We start from the raw sequence: 18,644 nt of genomic DNA, 5'->3' as shown, positions 1-18,644 counted from the left end.
TGGCGCTGGCACGGCGGGCGCGAAGCGTGGCTTCGGCGTCTGCGGTGCGCGGCCCGGGGGCGTGGATCGCCTGACCTTTTTCACTGCATGGGGTCAAGGCGACTCGCCCGGTCCGGACGGCTTCTCTTGCGCGCGTAGGCCGGTATTTTACCCGACTTGACGACTGCCGACGAGTCGCGCGGGCAAGCGCCGGCAGCGATGTGGGGCGCGAACGCCGGCGGCGCTGCGCTATGTGCGCCTGGCGTCGCGGTTGTGACGGCCCGGCCACGCCTTTACACTCACGCCGGTTTGCGCTCCCCGTGCACGTACGTTTCTCAGGATTGCCCACATGACCGCCGTTTCTACCAACCCTGCCGCCGCCACGCGCAGCCACGCCCTGCGTGCGCTGGTCGCCGCCGTGCTCGGCTACGCCATGGACGGCTTCGATCTGCTGATGCTCGGCTTCATGCTGCCGGCGATCAGCGTCGATTTGCATCTGTCCGGCGCGCAGGCGGGCGCGCTCGTCACCTGGACGCTCGTCGGCGCGGTGATGGGCGGTATCGTGTTCGGGCTGTTGAGCGACCGCTACGGCCGCGTGCGCGTGCTCACGTGGACCATTCTGCTGTTCGCCGTCTTCACCGGCATGTGCGCGCTGGCGCGCGGCTACGGCGACTTGCTCGTCTACCGCACGATCGCGGGCATCGGGCTGGGTGGCGAGTTCGGCATTGGCATGGCGCTCGTCGCCGAGGCATGGCCCGCGCAACTGCGCGCGCGCGCGTCGTCGTATGTCGGGCTCGGCTGGCAGCTGGGCGTGCTTGCCGCGGCGCTGCTCACGCCGCTGCTGCTCCCGCTGATCGGCTGGCGCGGCATGTTCGCCATCGGGCTGCTGCCGGCGGTCGTCTCGTTCGTGGTGCGGCGGCGCGTGGAGGAGCCCGAGCTTTTCATCGCACATGCGCAGCGCATGGCCGCTGCCGCCAGGGCCGAGCGCCCCCGCGCCCTGCGCATGCTCGTGGCCGATGCGCGCACCGCGCGCGCGAGCCTCGGCGTAGCCGTGCTCTGTTCGGTGCAGAACTTCGGCTACTACGGGCTCATGATCTGGTTGCCCGCGTACCTTTCGAAGTCCTTTGGCTATTCGCTCACGAAGTCGGGGTTGTGGACCGCCGCGACGGTTGCCGGCATGGCGCTCGGCATCTGGCTTTTCGGCATCGCCGCCGACCGGTTCGGGCGCCGGCCCGCGTTCCTGTTCTATCAGGCGGGCGCCGTGGTCATGGTATTCGTCTATGCGCAGCTTTCCACGCCGTTCGCGCTGCTGATCGGCGGCGCAGCAATGGGCGTGTTCGTCAACGGCATGATCGGCGGCTACGGCGCGCTCATCTCCGAGTTGTATCCCACCGCCGCACGCGCCACCGCGCAAAACGTGCTGTTCAACATCGGCCGCGCCGTAGGCGGCTTCGGGCCGCTCGCCGTGGGCGCGCTGGCCGCCCGCTATTCCTTCACGGCGGCGCTCGGCATGCTCGCCGCCATCTACGTGCTCGACATCCTCGCCACCCTCTTTCTGATTCCCGAACGCCGCGGCGCCATGCTCGAATGAGCAGCGCGCAACCGTAAGACAAAAGCGCGGAAGTATCCCGCAATATCGGCCGCGCGAATTCCCGGTATCAGTCTTTGACCCACGTGGACGCGAACGGCGCCAGGTGTACACTATTCGGCCCTGCTGGAACGCTCGTGCCGTGCGGGCCGGCGGGCCTACGACCATAAAAGATTCTCTCTCACGTCTCTCACCTCTCACGTCCAGGCAGGCCTGAAAATGGATGAACAACTGAAGCAAAGCGCGCTCGCGTATCACCAGAATCCGAGGCCAGGCAAGATCTCGGTCACACCGACCAAACCGCTCTCGAACCAGCTCGATCTTTCGCTTGCTTATTCGCCCGGCGTTGCGGCCGCGTGCATGGCGATTCACGAAGAACCGCTCGATGCGCAGAAATACACCTCGCGCGCCAACCTCGTCGGCGTCGTGACGAACGGCACGGCCGTGCTCGGCCTCGGCAATATCGGCCCGCTCGCGGCCAAGCCGGTGATGGAAGGCAAGGGCTGCCTTTTCAAGAAGTTCGCCGGCATCGACGTGTTCGACATCGAACTCGACGAAACCGACCCGGACAAGCTCGTCGAAGCCATCGCGATGCTCGAGCCCACGCTCGGCGGCATCAACCTCGAAGACATCAAGGCGCCCGAGTGCTTCTACATCGAGAAGAAGCTGCGCGAGCGCATGAAGATTCCGGTCTTCCACGACGATCAGCACGGCACGGCCATCATCGCTTCGGCGGCGATTCTCAACGGCCTGAAAGTGGTCGAGAAGAAACTCGATGAAGTGAAGCTCGTGTGCTCGGGCGCGGGCGCAGCGGCGATCGCGTGTCTGGACCTGCTCGTGAATCTCGGTCTGAAGAAAGAGAACGTCCTCGTCACCGACTCGAAGGGTGTGATCTACGAAGGCCGCGGCAATCTCGATCCGTCGAAGGCGCGTTACGCCGCCAACACCGAAGCGCGCACGCTCGGCGACGCAATCAAGGCCGCCGACGTGTTCCTCGGCTGCTCGAGCGCAGGCGTGCTCAAGCCCGAGATGGTCAAGGAGATGGGCGACAAACCGCTGATCCTCGCACTCGCGAACCCGGAGCCGGAAATCCGCCCGGAAGACGCGAAGAAGGTGCGCCCGGACGCGATCATCGCCACGGGCCGTTCGGACTATCCGAACCAGGTCAACAACGTGCTGTGCTTCCCGTTCATCTTCCGTGGCGCGCTGGATGTGGGCGCGACGACCATCACCGAAGAGATGAAGCTCGCGTGCGTGCGCTCGATCGCGGAACTCGCCGAGGAAACCGATCAGGGCGACGAAGTGGCGAAGGCCTATGAAGGCCACACGCTCGAGTTCGGCCCGGAATACCTGATTCCGAAGCCTTTCGACCCGCGCCTCATCATCAAGATCGCGCCGGCCGTGGCGCAGGCCGCGATGGATTCGGGCGTGGCCACGCGCCCGATCCAGGACATGGAAGCCTACCGCGAGCAACTGGGCGCGACCGTGTATCGCTCGGGCATGGTGATGCGTCCGGTGTTCGCGGCGGCGAAGGCCAACTGCGCGCGCATCGTGTTCGCCGAAGGCGAGGACGAGCGCGTGCTGCGTGCCGCGCAGTTCGTGCTCAACGAGAAGATCGCCAGGCCCATCATCGTGGGCCGTCCGTCGGTCGTGGAAATGCGCCTGAAGAAGATGGGCTCGAAGCTGCGTCTGGGCGCCGACTTCGAGATCGTCGATCCCGAAGACGATCCGCGCTTCCAGAAGAGCTGGCAGGCGTACCACGAACTCGGTGCGCGTCAGGGCATCACGCCTGAAGTAGCGAAGGCTTCGGTGCGCAAGTTCAACACGCTGATCGGCGCGATTCTCGTGCACCTCGGCGACGCCGACGGCATGGTCTGCGGCCTGCTCAACAGCTTCGACTATCACCTCAAGTTCATCGATCAGGTGTTCGGCAAGGCGAAGGAAGCCGGGAACTACGCCGCGATGAACCTGCTGATGCTGCCGGGCCGCAACATCTTCATCAGCGACACCTACGTGAACGAAGTGCCGAGCGCCGAGCAGCTCGCCGACATGACGATCCTCGCCGCGCGCGAAATCGAGAAGTTCGGCATCACGCCGAAGGTCGCGCTGCTTTCGTCGTCGAACTTCGGCAGCGTGCGTTCGTCGACCGCGCAGCGCATGCAGGCCGCACGCGAGCTGATCGCCGCGCGCGATCCGCAGCTCGAAGTGGACGGCGAAATGCACGGCGACGCGGCGCTCTCCGAGCTGATCCGCAAGCAGTCGTTCCCGGGCACGACGCTCACGGGCGAAGCGAACCTGCTGATCATGCCGAACGTGGAAGCGGCCAACATCGCCTACAACCTGCTGAAGGTGATCGGCGGCGAAGGCGTGACGGTCGGCCCGTTCCTGCTGGGCGCGTCGAAGCCGGTGCACATCCTCACGCCGGCGGCCACCGTGCGACGCATCATCAACATGACGGCGGTGGCTTCGGCGAACGCGAACGTGGCGAAGGCTGCAGCGAGGTAAATCGCTTTGGCGTGAATCGCCTGATGTGAAAAGGGCGCTCCGTATTGCACGGAGCGCCCTTTGCTTTTACCGCCTCGAATCATATGAGCGTCAAGCCGCGTTCTGCACCGCGCCGTTTTCCGGCGAGCGCCACTTTGCGAGCAACGTGGCCCATTTCGCGCGCGCGGCCTTGAGGTTGTTCTCCTTGATATGGCCGTAACCGCGAATCGCGTCGGGCAGGTTCGCGAGTTCCAGCGCGAGCGGCAGATTCGCTTCGCTCAGACCGCCGATCACTTCGCGCATCAGCGTTTCGTACTCGCCGATCAATGCGCGTTCGTGACGGCGTTCCTCAGTGCGGCCGAACGGGTCGAGCGCCGTGCCGCGCAGGAACCTGAACTTCGCGAGCACGCGCATGGCCGTGAGCATGCGCGGGCCATACTGCTTCTTCACGAGCTGGCCTTTGTCGTCATGCTTCGCGAGCGAGGGCGGCGCGAGATGGAAATTCACCTTCCAGTCGCCTTCGAAGCTCGCCTTGATCTTCTCGATGAACGCCGGGTCCGCGTAGAGGCGCGCGACCTCGTACTCGTCCTTGTACGCCATCAGCTTGTGCAGGTTCTTCGCAACAGCCTCGGTGAGCGGAGACTGGCCGTCCACGTGCTCGAGCTTCGCTTCGGCCTCGCGCACGCTTTCGACGAACGCGCGATAGCGCCGCGCGTATGCCGCGCTCTGATACGCGGCGAGATACTGCGCGCGCTTTTCGATGAGCGTGTCGAGCGCCTTTGGCGTGTGCAGCGAGACGATCTTCGCGCCGGCCGCTTCGGCGTTCTGCTCGGGCATCGGCTTCTTCACGAGCTGATCCACGGCGGCGCGATCGTGCGCCACGCGGCGGCCCCATTCGAACGCCGCGAGATTCTTCTCGACCTGCACCGCGTTCAACTCGATCGCGCGCACGAGCGACTCGTGCGTGAGCGGCAGCCAGCCCTTTTGCCACGCGTAGCCGAGCACGAACGGGTTCGTGTAGATCGCGTCACCGAGCAGCGCGAGCGCGTAGCGGTTCGCATCGACGGTCGCGACGTGGTCCGTGCCCGCCGCGGCGCGCACGTCGGCTTCGGTGTTGGAGCCCGGGAACTGCCACTGCGGATTCTTGATGAACTCGGCGGTCGGCGTGGGCGCGCTGTTGAGCACCACGTGCGTCATGCCTTCCTGCATGCGCGAGACGCAGTCGTCGCCGGCCGTCACGATGGCGTCGCAGCCGATCACGAGGTTCGCCTCGCCCATGGCGATGCGCGTCGCGTGGATGTCGCCGGGGCGGTTGGCGATCTGCACGTGGCTCATCACCGCGCCGCCCTTTTGCGCGAGGCCGGTCACGTCGAGCACGGTCACGCCCTTGGATTCGAGGTGCGCGGCCATGCCGAGCAACGCCCCAATCGTCACCACGCCGGTGCCGCCCACGCCCGTCACGAGCACGCCGTAGGGGCGGTCGATAGCGGGCACGTCGGGCGTCGGGACGGTCGGCATCGCTTCGTTCGCGACGCTGCTCGTCTTCGGCTTGCGCAGCTGGCCGCCTTCCACCGTCACGAAGCTCGGGCAGAAGCCCTTCAGGCACGAGAAGTCCTTGTTGCAGGTGGACTGGTTGATCTGGCGCTTCGTGCCGTATTCTGTATCGAGCGGCTCGACGCTCAGGCAATTCGACTGCACCGAGCAATCGCCGCAGCCTTCGCACACGGCCTCGTTGATGACCACGCGCTTCGCCGGGTCCGGATACGTGCCGCGCTTGCGGCGGCGGCGCTTTTCGGTGGCGCAGGTCTGGTCGTAGATCAGGATCGTCGTGCCGGGAACCTCGCGCAGTTCGCGCTGGATCGCATCGAGCTGGTCACGGTGGTGGATCGTCACCCCCGGCGCGAGCTTCGTGGCGGGTTCGCCTTCGTACTTTTCGGGTTCGTCGGTGACGATCACGATCTTTGCTGCACCTTCGGCGGCGACCTGATGCGTGATCTGCGGCACCGTGAGCGTGCCGTCGACCGGCTGGCCGCCCGTCATCGCGACCGCATCGTTATAGAGGATCTTGTAGGTGATGTTCGCCTTCGAGGCGATCGCGGCGCGGATGGCGAGCAGGCCCGAGTGGAAGTAGGTGCCATCGCCCAGATTGGCGAACACGTGCTTGTCGTTCGTGAAAGGCGCCTGACCGACCCACGCCACGCCTTCGCCGCCCATCTGGCTGAAGGTGCTCGTACCGCGGTCCATCCACACCGTCATGTAGTGGCAGCCGATGCCGGCCATCGCGCGCGAGCCCTCGGGCACGTTCGTCGATGTGTTGTGCGGGCAGCCCGAGCAGAACCACGGCTTGCGCTCCGCCTGGACGCGCGGCTTCGCGAGCGCCTTTTCCTTGGCCTCGATCACGCTCATGCGCGCCGCGATACGCGCGCGCACGTCCGAGGGCAATTCGAACTTGTCGAGCCGCGTGGAGATCGCCCGGGCGATGATCGCCGGCGACAGCTCGTTGTGCGCGGGCAGGAGCCAGTTGCCCATCGGCACCGACCATTCGCCACCTGCGCCGTCCTTTTCGTCGAACTTGCCGTACACGCGCGGACGCTGCGCGTCGGGCCAGTTGTACAGCTCTTCCTTGATCGCGTATTCGAGAATCTGGCGCTTTTCCTCGACCACGAGAATCTCTTCGAGGCCGCGCGCGAAGGCGTGCGCGCCCTGCGCCTCGAGCGGCCACACGCAGCCGACCTTGTAGAGCCGGATACCGATGCGCGAGCAGGTTTCGTCGTCGAGGCCGAGGTCGGTGAGCGCCTGGCGCACATCCAGATACGCCTTGCCGCCCGTGATGATGCCGAAGCGCGCGTGCGGCGAATCGATCTCGATGCGGTCGAGCTTGTTGGCGCGCACATAGGCGAGGCCCGCGTACCACTTGTAGTCGAGCAGACGCGCTTCCTGTACGAGCGGAGGATCGGGCCAGCGGATGTTAAGGCCGCCCTCGGGCATCGCGAAGTCTTCGGGGAGGATGATGTTCGTGCGATGCGGATCGAGCTCGACCGACGCCGACGATTCCACCACGTCGGTCACGCATTTCATTGCAACCCAGAGGCCCGAGTAGCGGCTCATCGCCCAGCCATGCAGGCCGAAGTCGAGATATTCCTGGACGTTCGAGGGGAACAACACCGGTAGTCCGCAGGCCTTGAAGACGTGCTCCGACTGGTGCGCGAGCGTGGACGATTTGGCCGCATGGTCGTCGCCGGCGAGCACGAGCACACCGCCGTGCGGCGACGAGCCGGCGGAGTTGCCGTGCTTGAACACATCGCCGCTGCGGTCGACGCCCGGGCCCTTGCCGTACCACATCGAAAACACGCCGTCGTATTTCGCGGACGGGTACAGGTTCACCTGCTGCGAGCCCCACACGGCGGTCGCGGCGAGGTCTTCGTTCACACCTGGCTGAAAGACGATCTGATGCGCGGCGAGGTGCTGCTTCGCCTTCCAGAGGGACTGATCGAGACCGCCGAGTGGCGAACCGCGATAGCCTGAGACGAACCCCGCGGTATTGAGACCGGCGGCCTTGTCGCGCTCCTGCTGCAGCATCGGCAGGCGGACCAGCGCCTGGATGCCGCTCATGTACGCGCGGCCGCGTTCGAGGGTGTATTTATCGTCGAGCGTGACGGAAGCGAGTGCGGCTTCGAGCGAAGCGCGCTGACCTGCGTCTAGCGGGGCATTCATTATGTGTCTTCCTCCATCCAACCAATCCGTTGTGGGATCGCCAGAACTTCAGGGCCTCGGCATCTTGTGAATGCTCTGGCCGGGGTCGCCATATTGGCTTCTTTCTTTCGATAGTAGCACTCGGATAAACCCGCCGCTTCGAGCCTCGGAGCGCAGCGCCGCACTCCGCTGCATGTTTCGGGCCCGCGGCGCCTTGTCGCGCAAGCGGCCTGAAACCCCCGTGTAATAACGGATGTATCGAATTCCTCAGAGGAGTAACAACGTGTAAAACTTGCACTACTTGGGAACCGGACTTGAATATCCTGTCTAACTCCCTCACCTGTGCGAACCGCGCAGCTTCCCTGGCTGTTAACAGTTATTAAAAGGGGCACTACTGCAACAGGCAGTCTAAAAAGGAGTCCAGCATGAATAATCGACATATCCAGACCTTCCTGACGGTCTCGGCTGCGTTCTTTGCCATGAGCGCGCCGCTGCATTCGAACGCCAGCACAAAGAGCGGCGAGAATGCGACGACCCGATGCGCCCAGTACACGCTGAGCATGAAGGCTGATACGAACGCCATGCCGGCCGCGAAGGCCGAACGCAAATCCTGATGCCGCGCTGATCCGCGCAGTATTCCATTCACCCGAATCCGGCGCCGGGGTGTGCGGCGGCGGATTCAAAAGTCAAAAAGGGCGAAGATCGCGCGATCTTTCGCCCTTTTTGTTTGGCTTTGGCCGAAATTACTGATGCGAGTGCGTCATGCCTTGTCCTGCACCACGCCCCGGCGGATCTGATCGAGTTCGATCGATTCGAACAGCGCCTTGAAGTTGCCCTCGCCGAAGCCCTGGTTGCCCTTGCGCTGGATGATCTCGAAGAAGATCGGGCCGATCTGGTTCTCCGTGAAGATCTGCAGCAGCAGGTCTTCGGGCATGCCGTCGATCAGGATCTTGCGCTTCTTGAGTTCTTCGAGCGGCTCGGTGTGGCCCGGAATGCGGCGGTTTACGAGCTCGTAGTACGTGTCGATCGTGTCGAGCAGCGCGATTTCGCTGGCGCGCAGGCCGTCCACGGTGCGGTAGATGTCGTTCGTGCCGAGCGCGATGTGCTGGATGCCTTCGCCGTGATAGGCGTCGAGATATTCCTGGATCTGGCCTGCCGTCTCGCCGCCTTCCTCGTTGATCGGGATGCGGATCTTGCCGCAGGGCGAGGTCATCGCCTTCGACTTCACGCCGGTGACCTTGCCTTCGATGTCGAAGTAGCGGATTTCGCGGAAGTTGAAGAGGCGCTCGTAGAACTCGGCCCATTCGTTCATGCGGCCGCGATGGACGTTGTGCGTGAGGTGGTCGATATAGGTGAGGCCGTGGCCGACCGGGTTCTGCTCGGCGCCCGCGATCGGCTCGAAGTCGACGTCATAGATGCTGATGTCGCCAATGCTGCCCGGCGCCGCGCCGTTCTTGCCGCGCCAGCGGTCGACGAAATAGATCAGCGAGTCGCCAATGCCCTTGATGGCCGGAATGTTCAGCTCCATCGGGCCGGTCTTGTTGTCGAAGCCCCACGCGCCAAGTTCGAGCGCGTGCTTGTAGGCCTTGGCGGCGTCCTGCACGCGGAAGGCGATCGCGCAGATCGACGGGCCGTGCAAACGCGCAAAGCGCTGGGCGAACGAGTCGGGTTCGCCGTTGACGATGAAGTTGATATCGCCCTGACGATAGAGCGTCACGTCCTTGTGGCGATGGCGCGCGATGGCCGTGAAACCCATGCGTTCGAACAGTTTGCCGAGCGCCTTGGGGTCCGGCGCGGTGTATTCGATGAATTCGAAGCCGTCGGTGCCGACGGGGTTCTCCCAGTTGGGGACCTGCATGGTTGTCTCCTGGCTGATGTAGATCAGATTTCGTGCTGCACAGTGTAGTCCGCCGTATTGGGAGAAAACTTGCGAGTTGGGTCGCATTGCTGTCGATCTACGCTATAAACTGCCTTAAATGAGTGTTGAGAAGGCAGAAAATGGCAAGTATCGAATTGGACGCGATCGACAGGCGCATCCTGGCGATCCTTCAGGAGAATGGCCGGCTCTCGAACCAGGAGATTGCCGAGCGCGTGAATCTCTCGCCGAGCCCGTGTTTGCGGCGCATCCGGCGGCTGGAGGAAAGCGGCGTGATCCGCAGCTACGTGGCGCTGCTCGATGCGCAGAAGCTGGGGCTCGACCTGCTCGCCTACGTGAACGTGCGGCTGGAAAAGCGCGGGCCGACGGCGGCGGGGCGCGAAGGCGTGACGCACGCCGAGCTGTTTCGTGCGGCGGTGCAGACCTGGCCGGAGGTGGTGGCCTGCCACGCGATGACGGGCGACATGGATTTTCTGCTGCGCGTGCAGGTGGAGGATATGGCGCACTTCTCGCGCTTCGTGCAGGACCAGTTGCTGCACCATCCTTCGGTGATCGACGTGAAGTCCAGCTTTTCGCTCGACACGTTCAAGGAAACGACGGCTTTGCCGATCCGCTGACTGCGCGGTGCCGTGCAGCAGACGCAAAAAAAGCGGCCGAGGCCGCTTTTTCAATGCATCAGTCTGTCCCGAAGGGCAGGAGTCACGCCGCGACAGCCTGCGGCAGGATCGTTTCCATCAGCTTGCTGGCCTGGCGCGCCTGACGCTTGAGCGCGTAGTCGAACACGGCGGCTTGTTCCTGGAGCATTTCGGCGATGATGCTGCTCTGGTCGGCCGGCTCGAGCGAGAGATAAGCGTCGGCTTCGCCATACGCGTACTCGATCTTCATGCCCGACTTCTTCGCGATGTGCATCATCGTCGAGTTGCGCGACAGGCAGTGCATGTAGAGCGTGGTGACGTGCGTGTTGCGGCTGCGGATGGCGGCGCGCTCGAACAGCTTCGAGCCGATGCCCTGGCCGCGCGCGCTTTCCTGCACGGACACGCCGAACTCGGCCGTGCGGCCGTTGCCGTCCGCCGGCAGGTAGGCGAGATGGCCGACGCCCACGAGTTGCAACTGGTGGTCGAACACGCCGAACACGGTGTCGCGCGTGAAATCCATCGAGCGCACGTACTTTTCGATCACGTGGTCCGGCGCGGCCTGGCCGAAGCGCAGCAGGCGGTCGTCGCTGTCGAGCGAGAGAAAGTGCGCGAGCAGGCGTTCGCGGTCTGCCGAGGTGAGCACTCGCACCATGACGGGCGCATGACCGGACGTCAGCGGACGAGCGGACGACATGATCGGCACGTTGGCGTGGGTCGAAAGCGGGTTCATGATGGGTTCTCCTTGGAATGCATGCCGCATGATGCAGCGCAAAACGCATTCTAGCGGAAACCCTGGGTGCGCTCTAGGGAAAACCCGGAGTGCAAATTTGAGTGTTGCGCCTAATTAATAAAAATATGAGCGCAAGCGACTGATTATTAACGCTTATTCTGAATGAGTCGTTTGACTCGTCAACTGTTGTCCTGACGCATCATGTCGCGTTGCAGCAATCTGGCCCGAAAAGTTCTATCGCCCGGAGCACCGTCCCAAGCCACCTTCAGGCGCCCTTCAGACCGTGATCGACCATGGCGATCACCTGCTCGGCGAAGTCGCGATATCCCATGCGGCCGCCGGGTTTGAGCCACGTAAACGTCCAGTTGATCATGCCGAACACCATCATCGTCAGCGCAGTCTGGTTTTCGATCGTGACGTGGCCCGGATACGCGCGCGCGAGTTGGCGCGTAAATGCGGCGACCACGTCGCGCTGGCGGTTCAGGATGATCTCGCGCTGGGCGTCCACGAGGTATTTGACGTCGTTCAGGAGCGCCACGTGGCGGCTGTGCGAGGTTTCGTACTCGGCGAGAAACGCGCGAATCAGCTCCGCGAAGCTCTCGCGCTCGTCGTGACCGCGCCGCTGGCTCGCGCCTTCGACCTCCGCGATGATCAGCATGAGCCGCTTGGTGTAGCGATCGAGCAGGTCGAAGAGGATCGCTTCCTTGCTCTCGTAATAGTGATAGAGCCGCGCCTTCGAGGTGCCGCTGGCGGCCGCGAGATCCGACATCGAGGTGCTCGGGTAGCTCGTCTGCGCAAATTTGGCGGCGGCGAGCTCGAGGATCTGGTCGCGTTGGGTTTCGTGGTCGGGCGCTCGGGTGCGTGCCATGGGAATTCAGCGGGGGAGGGAAAGGTGCGCGGCGGTTTGCGGCAGCGGCGGACGCGCGGCGCGCGCGGCAGCGGCGAGCGGGGCGCAGGCGGCGCACATATCGTCGCGCAGGCGCAGTTCTTCGGCCGCGCACAACTCGCGCAGGCGCCACAGCACGACGGGCTCGCCAACCGTGAAGCCGGCGCCGCCACGCGTGAGCGCTGCGCCGAGCACGTCGCTGGCGAGCCAGGAAGCGTCCGCCGGACGGTCTTCATGGGCGTCGAGCACGTCGAGGATCATGGCGTCGAGGTCGCTCCACGTGCCGCTCGTAAAGGTGTTGTCGCGCCAGCGGCGCGTCTCGCCATTGGCGAACTTGGCTTCCTGCCACTCCAGCGCGAGACGCGTGATGCGCAGGACCGAGATCGGCGCGGCGTCCGGCAAGCGCGCCTCGATGCGGGCTGCGGCGTTCGGGCCCGAAATTTCGTCGGCAGTCAGACGCACTTCATTCAGGCGCTGCGGGACGTCGCGCAAGCGGTAGCAGACCCGCCGCAACGCGAGCTGGTGGGCGGCGTCGTGCGTGTGCCAGAACACCACGTGGGAATCGTCGGCTTCGAGCTCACCCAGCGCCGCACAGTCGTCGTGGGCGAGGGTTGGCGGCGCATCGCTCAGGCGCTCCCAGAAGGCGGCGCGTTGCGCGACGCCTGGGTCGCCCGCCACGTCGATGTCGCGCAACGGACCGACCGTCAGGTCGTCGCGCAGGGCGATCACGCGGTCCGGACGGCCTGCCGCTTCGAGAGCCTGTCGTAGCGCCGTCACGGCCGGCTCGCCGTAAATGAGGTGAATCGTGGTCATCGACAACTCGTTGCGTTCACGCTGAACGCCCTGTAAGCCCGAAAGCACGCAAATAACAAAAGGAGCCGCCCGCGGGTGCTGCAGCGCTGCGCTGCAACACCCGCGGGCGGCCCCTAGTGTAAGCGGATCGCCTGCGGGCCGAAAGCGTGCTGTTGCTCTAACGCCTTAACGTTCGTCGAAACTCACGACCACACGCTCACTCACCGGATGGCACTGGCAGGTGAGCACGAAGCCGTCCTTCACCTCCTGCTCCTCGAGCGTGTAGTTCTTGTCCATCTTCACTTCGCCTTCGAGCACCTTGGCGCGGCAGGTGCAGCACACGCCGCCCTTGCACGCGTAAGGCAGCGCCAGACCCGCCTTCAGGCCGACGTCGAGCAGGCTTACGCCCTCGTATGGCAGGCGCATCTTGCGCTTCTTGCCGTCGATGACGATTTCGAGGTCGGCCGCCGGCGTGTTTTCGGTGATCTCGACGTTCGGCACGCCCGCCTGCGGCAGCGGCGAGCCGAAGCGCTCCACGTGCACCTTCTGCGGCGGTACGCCCGCGTCCTTGAACGCGGCTTCGGCGGCGTCCATCATCGGGCCGGGGCCGCAGATGAAGGCTTCGTCGATCTCGTCGGCGGGCAAGAGCGTTTCGAGGAACGCCGCGCACTTGGCCTGATCGAGCACGCCGTTGAAAAGCTCGACGTCCTGCAGGTCGTCCGAGAGCACGTGATAGAGGCGGAAGCGGCTCATGAAGCGGTTCTTCAGGTCTTCCAGTTCCTCGGCGAACATGATCGAGTCGACGCTGCGGTTGCCGTACACGAGCGTGAACGCGCTGCGCGGCTCCGATTCAAGCGTCGTCTTGATGATCGCGAGCACGGGCGTGATGCCCGAACCGCCCGAGAACGCCACGTAGTGCTTGCCGTGCTCGGCATTCAGGTGCGTGAAAAAGCGGCCATCGGGCGTCATCACGTCGATCTCGTGGCCGGGCGCGAGCTGATCGAACGCGAAGTTCGAAAAACGCCCGCCGCGCACGCGCTTGATGCCGATGCGCAGCTCCCCATCGCGGTCGTAGTCGGTGACGCCCACGCAGATCGAGTACGAACGACGCGTTTCTTCGCCATCGATGTGCGTCTTGAGCGTCACGAACTGCCCCTGGGTGAAGCGAAACGCCTCGCGCAGCTCGGGCGGGACTTCGAAAGCGACAGAGACCGCGTCCGCGGTTTCGGGCCGCACTTCGCGGATGCGCAGCGAATGGAATTGCGGAGTGGCCATATCAGTACGGTTTGAAGTAGTCGAAGGGTTCGCGGCAGTCGATGCAGCGGTAGAGCGCCTTGCACGCAGTCGAGCCGAACTGCGCGAGGCGTTCGGTGTGCTGCGAGCCGCAGTGCGGGCAGGCGGGCGCGGGCAACGGCTTCGGTTTCGCGATGAAGGTGATCGGCTGTTCGGCCGATCGAGGCGCGGAGCCGCAGTTGCCCGTGGGCGGCGCGATGCCATAGGCGCGCAGCTTCTCGCGCGCTTCGTCGGTGATCCAGTCGGTGGTCCACGCGGGCGTGAGGGTCGTCGCGATGCGGTAGGGCGCGAGCGCGGCGGCGTCGAGCGCGTGCGCGACGTCCTCCGCGATCTGCGACATCGCCGGGCAGCCGGAGTAGGTGGGCGTGATGACCACTTCGATCTGGCCGTCGTCGGCGCGGCGCACGTCGCGCAGAATGCCCAGTTCGCGGATCGACACGACCGGAATCTCCGGATCGGGCACCGATTCCAGCACTTCCCACGCGCGTTCGAGCGCGTGATCTGCCGTTGCTTGCATCGTGACTTCCTCTGTTCCTGCGGGGGTGCTTACCAGCGCGCGTCCGGGTGCTGGCGCGCGAGGCTCTGCATCTCGGCCAGCACGAAACCCATGTGCTCCGAGTGCTCGCCGTGCTTGCCGGTCGTGACGTGCAACACCGGCGCGGGCATGGCGAGCGTGGCTTCTTCGAGCGCGGCTTCCACGTCGGTGCGCCACGCCGCTTCGAACTGTGCGGCGAGCGGCGCGATGCCGGCTTCGGCCACGGCCGTTTCCACGGCATCGGTGCTGAAGAATTCCCGCGTGTACGGCATCAGCCAGTCGATGGCGGCCTGGGCGCGGCGGTGCGATTCGTCGGTGCCGTCGCCGAAACGGATCAGCCACTCGCGCGCATGGTGCACGTGGTAGCGCGTTTCCTTGATCGAGCGCTCGGCGATCGCGGCCAGTTGCGGGTCGGCGGAGCGCAGCAGCGCGGTCCACAGATGCCCCATCAGCGTGGCGTAGAGGAAATTGCGCACGATTGTCACGGCGTAGTCGTTGGCCGAATGCGTCGTGCCGGCGAGCGGGCCGAAGTGCGGCAGTTCTGCGAGCGTGTAGTTCGCGAACTCGCGCTCGGCGCGGAAGTAGGCGTAGTCGTCCTCCGTGCGCTCGCGGCCGGTGAGGGCGTTTTCGAGCGTGGCGGCATGCGTGTAGAGCAGGCGCGCCTGACCGATCAGGTCGAGGCTCATGTTGGCGAGCGCGATGTCTTCTTCGAGGATCGGGCCGTGGCCGCACCATTCCGTGTTGCGCTGACCGAGGATCAGCGCTGTATCGGCGAGGCGCAGCACGTACGCGAGTTGTTCAGGCGTGGGCGTCGTCATGTTGCGCTCTTACATGTGGTTGACTTCGTCGGGCAGCGTGTAGAACGTCGGGTGGCGATAGATCTTGTCGCCGGCCGGCTCGAAGAGCTCGGCCTTTTCGTTCGGATCCGATGCCGTAATTGCCGACGACGGCACCACCCAGATGCTCACGCCTTCCTGGCGGCGCGTGTAGACGTCGCGCGCCATGCGCAGCGCCATCGAGGCGTCGGAGGCGTGCAGGCTGCCACAGTGCTTGTGGTCGAGGCCCTGCTTGCTACGCACGAACACTTCCCAGATCGGCCATTCCTTGTTCATCGTGGATCTCCTTCCTTCCTGATTCATGTATGAGGTGTGCTCAAGCTGCGTGCTTTTCGGCGCGCTGACGTTGCTTTTCGGCGTGGGCGAGGGCGGCTTCGCGCACCCAAGCGCCTTCGTTGTGTGCCTTCACGCGCGTGCCGAGACGCTCGCGGTTGCACGGGCCGTCGCCGTTCACGACGCGCCAGAATTCTTCCCAGTCGATCGTGCCGTAGTCGTAGTGGCCGCGCGCTTCGTTCCATTTCAGATCGGGATCGGGCAGCGTGACGCCCAGCACCTTGGCCTGCTCGACCGTCGCATCGACGAACTTCTGGCGCAGATCGTCGTTCGAAATGCGCTTGATACCCCATTTGGCGGACTGGTTGCTGTGGACCGAGTCGGCGTCGCTCGGGCCGAACATCATCAGCACCGGCCACCACCAGCGGTTCACGGACTGCTGAACGAGTTCGCGCTGCGCTTCGGTGCCGCTCATCATGGCGAGCAGCGCATCGAAGCCCTGACGCTGGTGGAACGACTCTTCCTTGCAGATGCGGATCATGGCGCGCGCGTACGGGCCATACGTGCAGCGGCACAGCGGGATCTGGTTCATGATCGCCGCGCCGTCCACGAGCCAGCCGATCACGCCGACATCGGCCCACGTGGGCGTCGGGTAATTGAAAATGCTCGAATACTTGGCCTTGCCGGCGTGCAGGGCGTCGACGAGCTGGTCGCGCGAAACGCCAAGCGTTTCCGCCGCGCTATACAGATAGAGGCCGTGGCCGGCTTCGTCCTGCACCTTGGCGAGCAGGATCGCCTTGCGCTTGAGGCTAGGCGCGCGCGAGATCCAGTTGCCTTCCGGCAGCATGCCGACGACTTCCGAGTGCGCATGCTGCGAGATCTGGCGCACGAGCGTCTTACGATAGGCTTCGGGCATCCAGTCCTGCGGCTCGATCTTGCCGTCGGCGGCCATGATGGCGTCGAACTGCGCCTGCTCCGGCGAGGTTGCGTCCGCGTCGAGCGGAGCAACGTTGCCGGGGATGTCGAGGGATTGCGTGTACATGGAGACGCTCTCGTCGAAGTTGGGTATGTCGCGCAGTATAAACCAACCGACCGGTCGGTAAATGAATTTTTTGAGGTAGGGCAAGGAAATCGGGCCTACCGCTGAGTTTTAGTGGGGCAGCAGCAGGAATGCCTGGGATTTGTTGGTGCGGGCGGCTTGTGCGTGGGTTTCGCTTGGTTTCGTGCGCTGGATTGTCAGGTGGATGGAAGGCTGGGCACCGGGCCATGGGGCACAATGCCCCTTTGCCTGCGCACTCGTTCACGGATGAAGATTTCTTTTGCTCCCCTCGCGGCCGCGGCCGCTTTGTTCATTTCGCTGGGCGCCACGTCTCCGGCATTCGCGGATCAAGCCCCGAGCCCCTGGGTCACGAGCTGGGCGACGCCGCTGCAGTCGATTCCCGAGCGCGACGCGCTCCCTGCGCTGTACCGTGCGCCCGAGGTGGCCGGACGTACCGTTCGCCAGATCGTGTATCCGACGCTGGGCGGCACGGTCGCGCGGGTGCATGTGAGCAATCTCTATGGGCGCACGCCGCTCGTGATCGAGGCGATGGCGATTGCACCGTCGGCCGGCGGCGCGGCGGCGAGCGAGGCGGGCACGGTGCACGTGACCTTCGGCGGGCGGGCGTCGGTGTCGGTGCCGCCCGGCGCGGCGCTCGATAGCGATCCGGTCCAGATCGATCTGAAGGCGCACGCGCCATACGCGATCAGCTCCTATATGGGAGCCGAGCAAAAGATGGTTGCGTGGCACCGCGTGGCGAGCCAGGTGAATTACGTCTCTCGTCCGGGCAATCACGTCGCCGATCCGTCGATTGGCGCGTTCACCCAGCGCTTTACGCAGTACGCGTGGGTGACGGGGCTGGCGGTCGAGGCGCCGGGGGCGTCGACAGTCGCGGCGATCGGCGATTCCATTACCGATGGCATGCGTTCCTCGCTCAACCAGAACCGTCGCTGGCCGGACGCGTTGGCGCGCCGCATCGCCCAGTCGCAGCGCACGGATCTCGGCGTGATCGATCTCGGGATCAGCGGCAACCGGCTGCTGAGCGATTCGCCTTGCTATGGCGAGGCGCTCGAGCGGCGCTTTGGCCGCGACGCGCTCGGCCATCCGGGCGTGAAGACCGTGGTGCTGCTCATCGGCATCAACGACATCAACTTCCAGGCGATGCCGGCGCGATCGGGCCTCGACTGCGACTTTCCTCATACGCAAGTGGACGCGAACGACCTGATCGCGGGCTACCGCCGCGTGATCGCGCAGGCACATGGGCGCGGCGTGCGCATTTTCGGCGCGACGCTCACGCCAGCTTCACTGCCGCCGGAGCGCGAGGCAATCCGCACGGCGGTGAACCAGTGGATTCGGACGAGCGGGGCGTTCGACGGCGTGGTCGACTTCGATGCCGCGCTGCGGGACCCGGCAGATCCGGCGCGACTGCGTTACGGCTATGACAGTGGCGACCACATCCACCCAAGCGATGCGGGCTACGCGGCGATGGCGAATGCGGTGCCGCTGGAGGTCCTTACCCGCAAGTGAGGAATATTTTCGCCACCCCCTTGCACAGCGCCGGCGGGGGCGATAAGATTCGCCCCCTTCGCAGTTCGATGTCTCCGACGTCAGGGCAGCGAAGGCCGCCGCGGAAACCGGCGGACGCAGGAGTCAGCAAGCTTTTTCAAGCGGTGAGCGAAAAAAAGGGGTTGACGAAGCGGAAAAGATTCTTCATAATCTCGTTTCTCTGCTGCTGACGCAGCAACGCAGAAAGAAGCCGGTAGTTGAGCAGTTTTAACGGCAACTTCGCGATCGATCTTTAAAAATTTACAGCCGATAAGTGTGGGCGCTTGATGCGGTGGCGACCTGGTCTTGTTCTTCGGAATGAAGCCGGGAGCAGCAAAAGTATCAAGAGTCTCACACTAAAGTAAGTCAGGTTTTTGAATTTATTCAGAACCTGTCAGCTTTGAGTGAGCGACCGGTCTCGAGAGAGACCGAAAACAGTAACAGGTATTGAACTGAAGAG

Annotated in this window: 15 protein-coding genes; 5 read left to right on the top strand and 10 right to left on the bottom strand. The window is 64.5% G+C overall.

What is annotated here, in order from left to right; translation table 11 throughout:
* The first annotated feature begins 328 nt into the window (after positions 1–328).
* Together AB4Y36_RS06590 and AB4Y36_RS06585 are read left to right on the top strand one after the other, a co-directional pair.
* Positions 329–1,570 (top strand): MFS transporter, encoded by a 1,242-nt coding sequence (locus AB4Y36_RS06590; RefSeq protein ID WP_368682602.1) that lies wholly within the window; start codon positions 329–331, stop codon positions 1,568–1,570.
* A 216-nt stretch (positions 1,571–1,786) separates the two neighbouring features.
* Positions 1,787–4,072 carry an NADP-dependent malic enzyme gene (locus tag AB4Y36_RS06585; protein ID WP_368682601.1) on the top strand — a complete coding sequence of 762 codons (2,286 nt, stop codon included), beginning with the start codon at positions 1,787–1,789 and terminating at the stop codon, positions 4,070–4,072.
* A 90-nt stretch (positions 4,073–4,162) separates the two neighbouring features.
* Here AB4Y36_RS06585 and AB4Y36_RS06580 read toward each other — a convergent pair whose 3' ends face one another.
* Positions 4,163–7,765, bottom strand: a complete 3,603-nt coding sequence (locus AB4Y36_RS06580) for an indolepyruvate ferredoxin oxidoreductase family protein (RefSeq protein WP_368682600.1) — start codon at positions 7,763–7,765, stop codon at positions 4,163–4,165.
* A gap of 404 nt (positions 7,766–8,169) precedes the next feature.
* Here AB4Y36_RS06580 and AB4Y36_RS06575 point away from each other — a divergent pair, with 404 nt between their 5' ends.
* Positions 8,170–8,358, top strand: coding sequence for a hypothetical protein (locus AB4Y36_RS06575; protein ID WP_028203437.1), 189 nt, complete (start codon positions 8,170–8,172; stop codon positions 8,356–8,358).
* Positions 8,359–8,504: 146 nt separating this feature from the next.
* On the opposite strand, the gene hppD is transcribed toward AB4Y36_RS06575, so the two are convergent.
* Positions 8,505–9,602, bottom strand: a complete 1,098-nt coding sequence (hppD, locus tag AB4Y36_RS06570; RefSeq protein WP_069264228.1) for a 4-hydroxyphenylpyruvate dioxygenase — start codon at positions 9,600–9,602, stop codon at positions 8,505–8,507.
* 140 nt (positions 9,603–9,742) lie between these two features.
* Between hppD and AB4Y36_RS06565 the strand changes: the two genes are divergently transcribed.
* The gene (locus tag AB4Y36_RS06565) at positions 9,743–10,237 is read left to right on the top strand and encodes an Lrp/AsnC family transcriptional regulator (protein WP_028203439.1); all 495 of its coding nucleotides are present in this window, start codon (positions 9,743–9,745) and stop codon (positions 10,235–10,237) included.
* 82 nt (positions 10,238–10,319) lie between these two features.
* Here AB4Y36_RS06565 and AB4Y36_RS06560 read toward each other — a convergent pair whose 3' ends face one another.
* From AB4Y36_RS06560 to paaA, 8 genes are all read right to left on the bottom strand, one after another.
* On the bottom strand, positions 10,320–10,985 hold the full coding sequence (locus tag AB4Y36_RS06560) for a GNAT family N-acetyltransferase (protein WP_342949239.1): 666 nt from the start codon (positions 10,983–10,985) through the stop codon (positions 10,320–10,322).
* Positions 10,986–11,250: 265 nt separating this feature from the next.
* Positions 11,251–11,853 (bottom strand): TetR/AcrR family transcriptional regulator, encoded by a 603-nt coding sequence (locus AB4Y36_RS06555; RefSeq protein ID WP_342949240.1) that lies wholly within the window; start codon positions 11,851–11,853, stop codon positions 11,251–11,253.
* A gap of 6 nt (positions 11,854–11,859) precedes the next feature.
* Entirely contained in the window at positions 11,860–12,684 is an 825-nt protein-coding gene (locus AB4Y36_RS06550) for a DUF1835 domain-containing protein (protein WP_342949241.1), read from the bottom strand.
* A gap of 165 nt (positions 12,685–12,849) precedes the next feature.
* Entirely contained in the window at positions 12,850–13,938 is a 1,089-nt protein-coding gene (gene paaE / locus AB4Y36_RS06545; RefSeq protein WP_342949242.1) for a 1,2-phenylacetyl-CoA epoxidase subunit PaaE, read from the bottom strand.
* A 1-nt stretch (position 13,939) separates the two neighbouring features.
* Positions 13,940–14,473 carry a 1,2-phenylacetyl-CoA epoxidase subunit PaaD gene (gene paaD / locus AB4Y36_RS06540; RefSeq protein WP_069264216.1) on the bottom strand — a complete coding sequence of 178 codons (534 nt, stop codon included), beginning with the start codon at positions 14,471–14,473 and terminating at the stop codon, positions 13,940–13,942.
* A 29-nt stretch (positions 14,474–14,502) separates the two neighbouring features.
* On the bottom strand, positions 14,503–15,309 hold the full coding sequence (paaC, locus tag AB4Y36_RS06535; protein ID WP_342949243.1) for a 1,2-phenylacetyl-CoA epoxidase subunit PaaC: 807 nt from the start codon (positions 15,307–15,309) through the stop codon (positions 14,503–14,505).
* A 9-nt stretch (positions 15,310–15,318) separates the two neighbouring features.
* Positions 15,319–15,603: a 1,2-phenylacetyl-CoA epoxidase subunit PaaB gene (gene paaB, locus AB4Y36_RS06530; protein ID WP_028203445.1), complete on the bottom strand. Its 285-nt coding sequence runs from the start codon at positions 15,601–15,603 to the stop codon at positions 15,319–15,321.
* Positions 15,604–15,643: 40 nt separating this feature from the next.
* The gene (paaA, locus tag AB4Y36_RS06525; RefSeq protein ID WP_133183465.1) at positions 15,644–16,642 is read right to left on the bottom strand and encodes a 1,2-phenylacetyl-CoA epoxidase subunit PaaA; all 999 of its coding nucleotides are present in this window, start codon (positions 16,640–16,642) and stop codon (positions 15,644–15,646) included.
* Positions 16,643–16,906: 264 nt separating this feature from the next.
* Between paaA and AB4Y36_RS06520 the strand changes: the two genes are divergently transcribed.
* Positions 16,907–18,166 carry an SGNH/GDSL hydrolase family protein gene (locus AB4Y36_RS06520; protein ID WP_368682599.1) on the top strand — a complete coding sequence of 420 codons (1,260 nt, stop codon included), beginning with the start codon at positions 16,907–16,909 and terminating at the stop codon, positions 18,164–18,166.
* Positions 18,167–18,644 lie beyond the last annotated feature (478 nt).

Origin of the sequence: Paraburkholderia sp. BR10936 (assembly GCF_040965735.1) — a bacterium.
GTDB lineage: Bacteria > Pseudomonadota > Gammaproteobacteria > Burkholderiales > Burkholderiaceae > Paraburkholderia > Paraburkholderia nodosa_A.
Note: the sequence above shows the minus strand (reverse complement) of the source record. Positions and strands in the feature narration are given on the sequence as shown.

Coding starts and splice junctions, on each gene's coding strand:
- AB4Y36_RS06575 (WP_028203437.1), top strand. CDS start 8,170: ATGAATAATCGACATATCCAGACCTTCCTGACGGTCTCGGCTGCGTTC.
- AB4Y36_RS06585 (WP_368682601.1), top strand. CDS start 1,787: ATGGATGAACAACTGAAGCAAAGCGCGCTCGCGTATCACCAGAATCCG.
- AB4Y36_RS06520 (WP_368682599.1), top strand. CDS start 16,907: ATGAAGATTTCTTTTGCTCCCCTCGCGGCCGCGGCCGCTTTGTTCATT.
- paaE (WP_342949242.1), bottom strand. CDS start 13,938: ATGGCCACTCCGCAATTCCATTCGCTGCGCATCCGCGAAGTGCGGCCC.
- paaD (WP_069264216.1), bottom strand. CDS start 14,473: ATGCAAGCAACGGCAGATCACGCGCTCGAACGCGCGTGGGAAGTGCTG.
- AB4Y36_RS06580 (WP_368682600.1), bottom strand. CDS start 7,765: ATGAATGCCCCGCTAGACGCAGGTCAGCGCGCTTCGCTCGAAGCCGCA.
- AB4Y36_RS06550 (WP_342949241.1), bottom strand. CDS start 12,684: ATGACCACGATTCACCTCATTTACGGCGAGCCGGCCGTGACGGCGCTA.
- hppD (WP_069264228.1), bottom strand. CDS start 9,602: ATGCAGGTCCCCAACTGGGAGAACCCCGTCGGCACCGACGGCTTCGAA.
- paaC (WP_342949243.1), bottom strand. CDS start 15,309: ATGACGACGCCCACGCCTGAACAACTCGCGTACGTGCTGCGCCTCGCC.
- paaA (WP_133183465.1), bottom strand. CDS start 16,642: ATGTACACGCAATCCCTCGACATCCCCGGCAACGTTGCTCCGCTCGAC.
- AB4Y36_RS06555 (WP_342949240.1), bottom strand. CDS start 11,853: ATGGCACGCACCCGAGCGCCCGACCACGAAACCCAACGCGACCAGATC.
- AB4Y36_RS06590 (WP_368682602.1), top strand. CDS start 329: ATGACCGCCGTTTCTACCAACCCTGCCGCCGCCACGCGCAGCCACGCC.
- AB4Y36_RS06560 (WP_342949239.1), bottom strand. CDS start 10,985: ATGAACCCGCTTTCGACCCACGCCAACGTGCCGATCATGTCGTCCGCT.
- paaB (WP_028203445.1), bottom strand. CDS start 15,603: ATGAACAAGGAATGGCCGATCTGGGAAGTGTTCGTGCGTAGCAAGCAG.
- AB4Y36_RS06565 (WP_028203439.1), top strand. CDS start 9,743: ATGGCAAGTATCGAATTGGACGCGATCGACAGGCGCATCCTGGCGATC.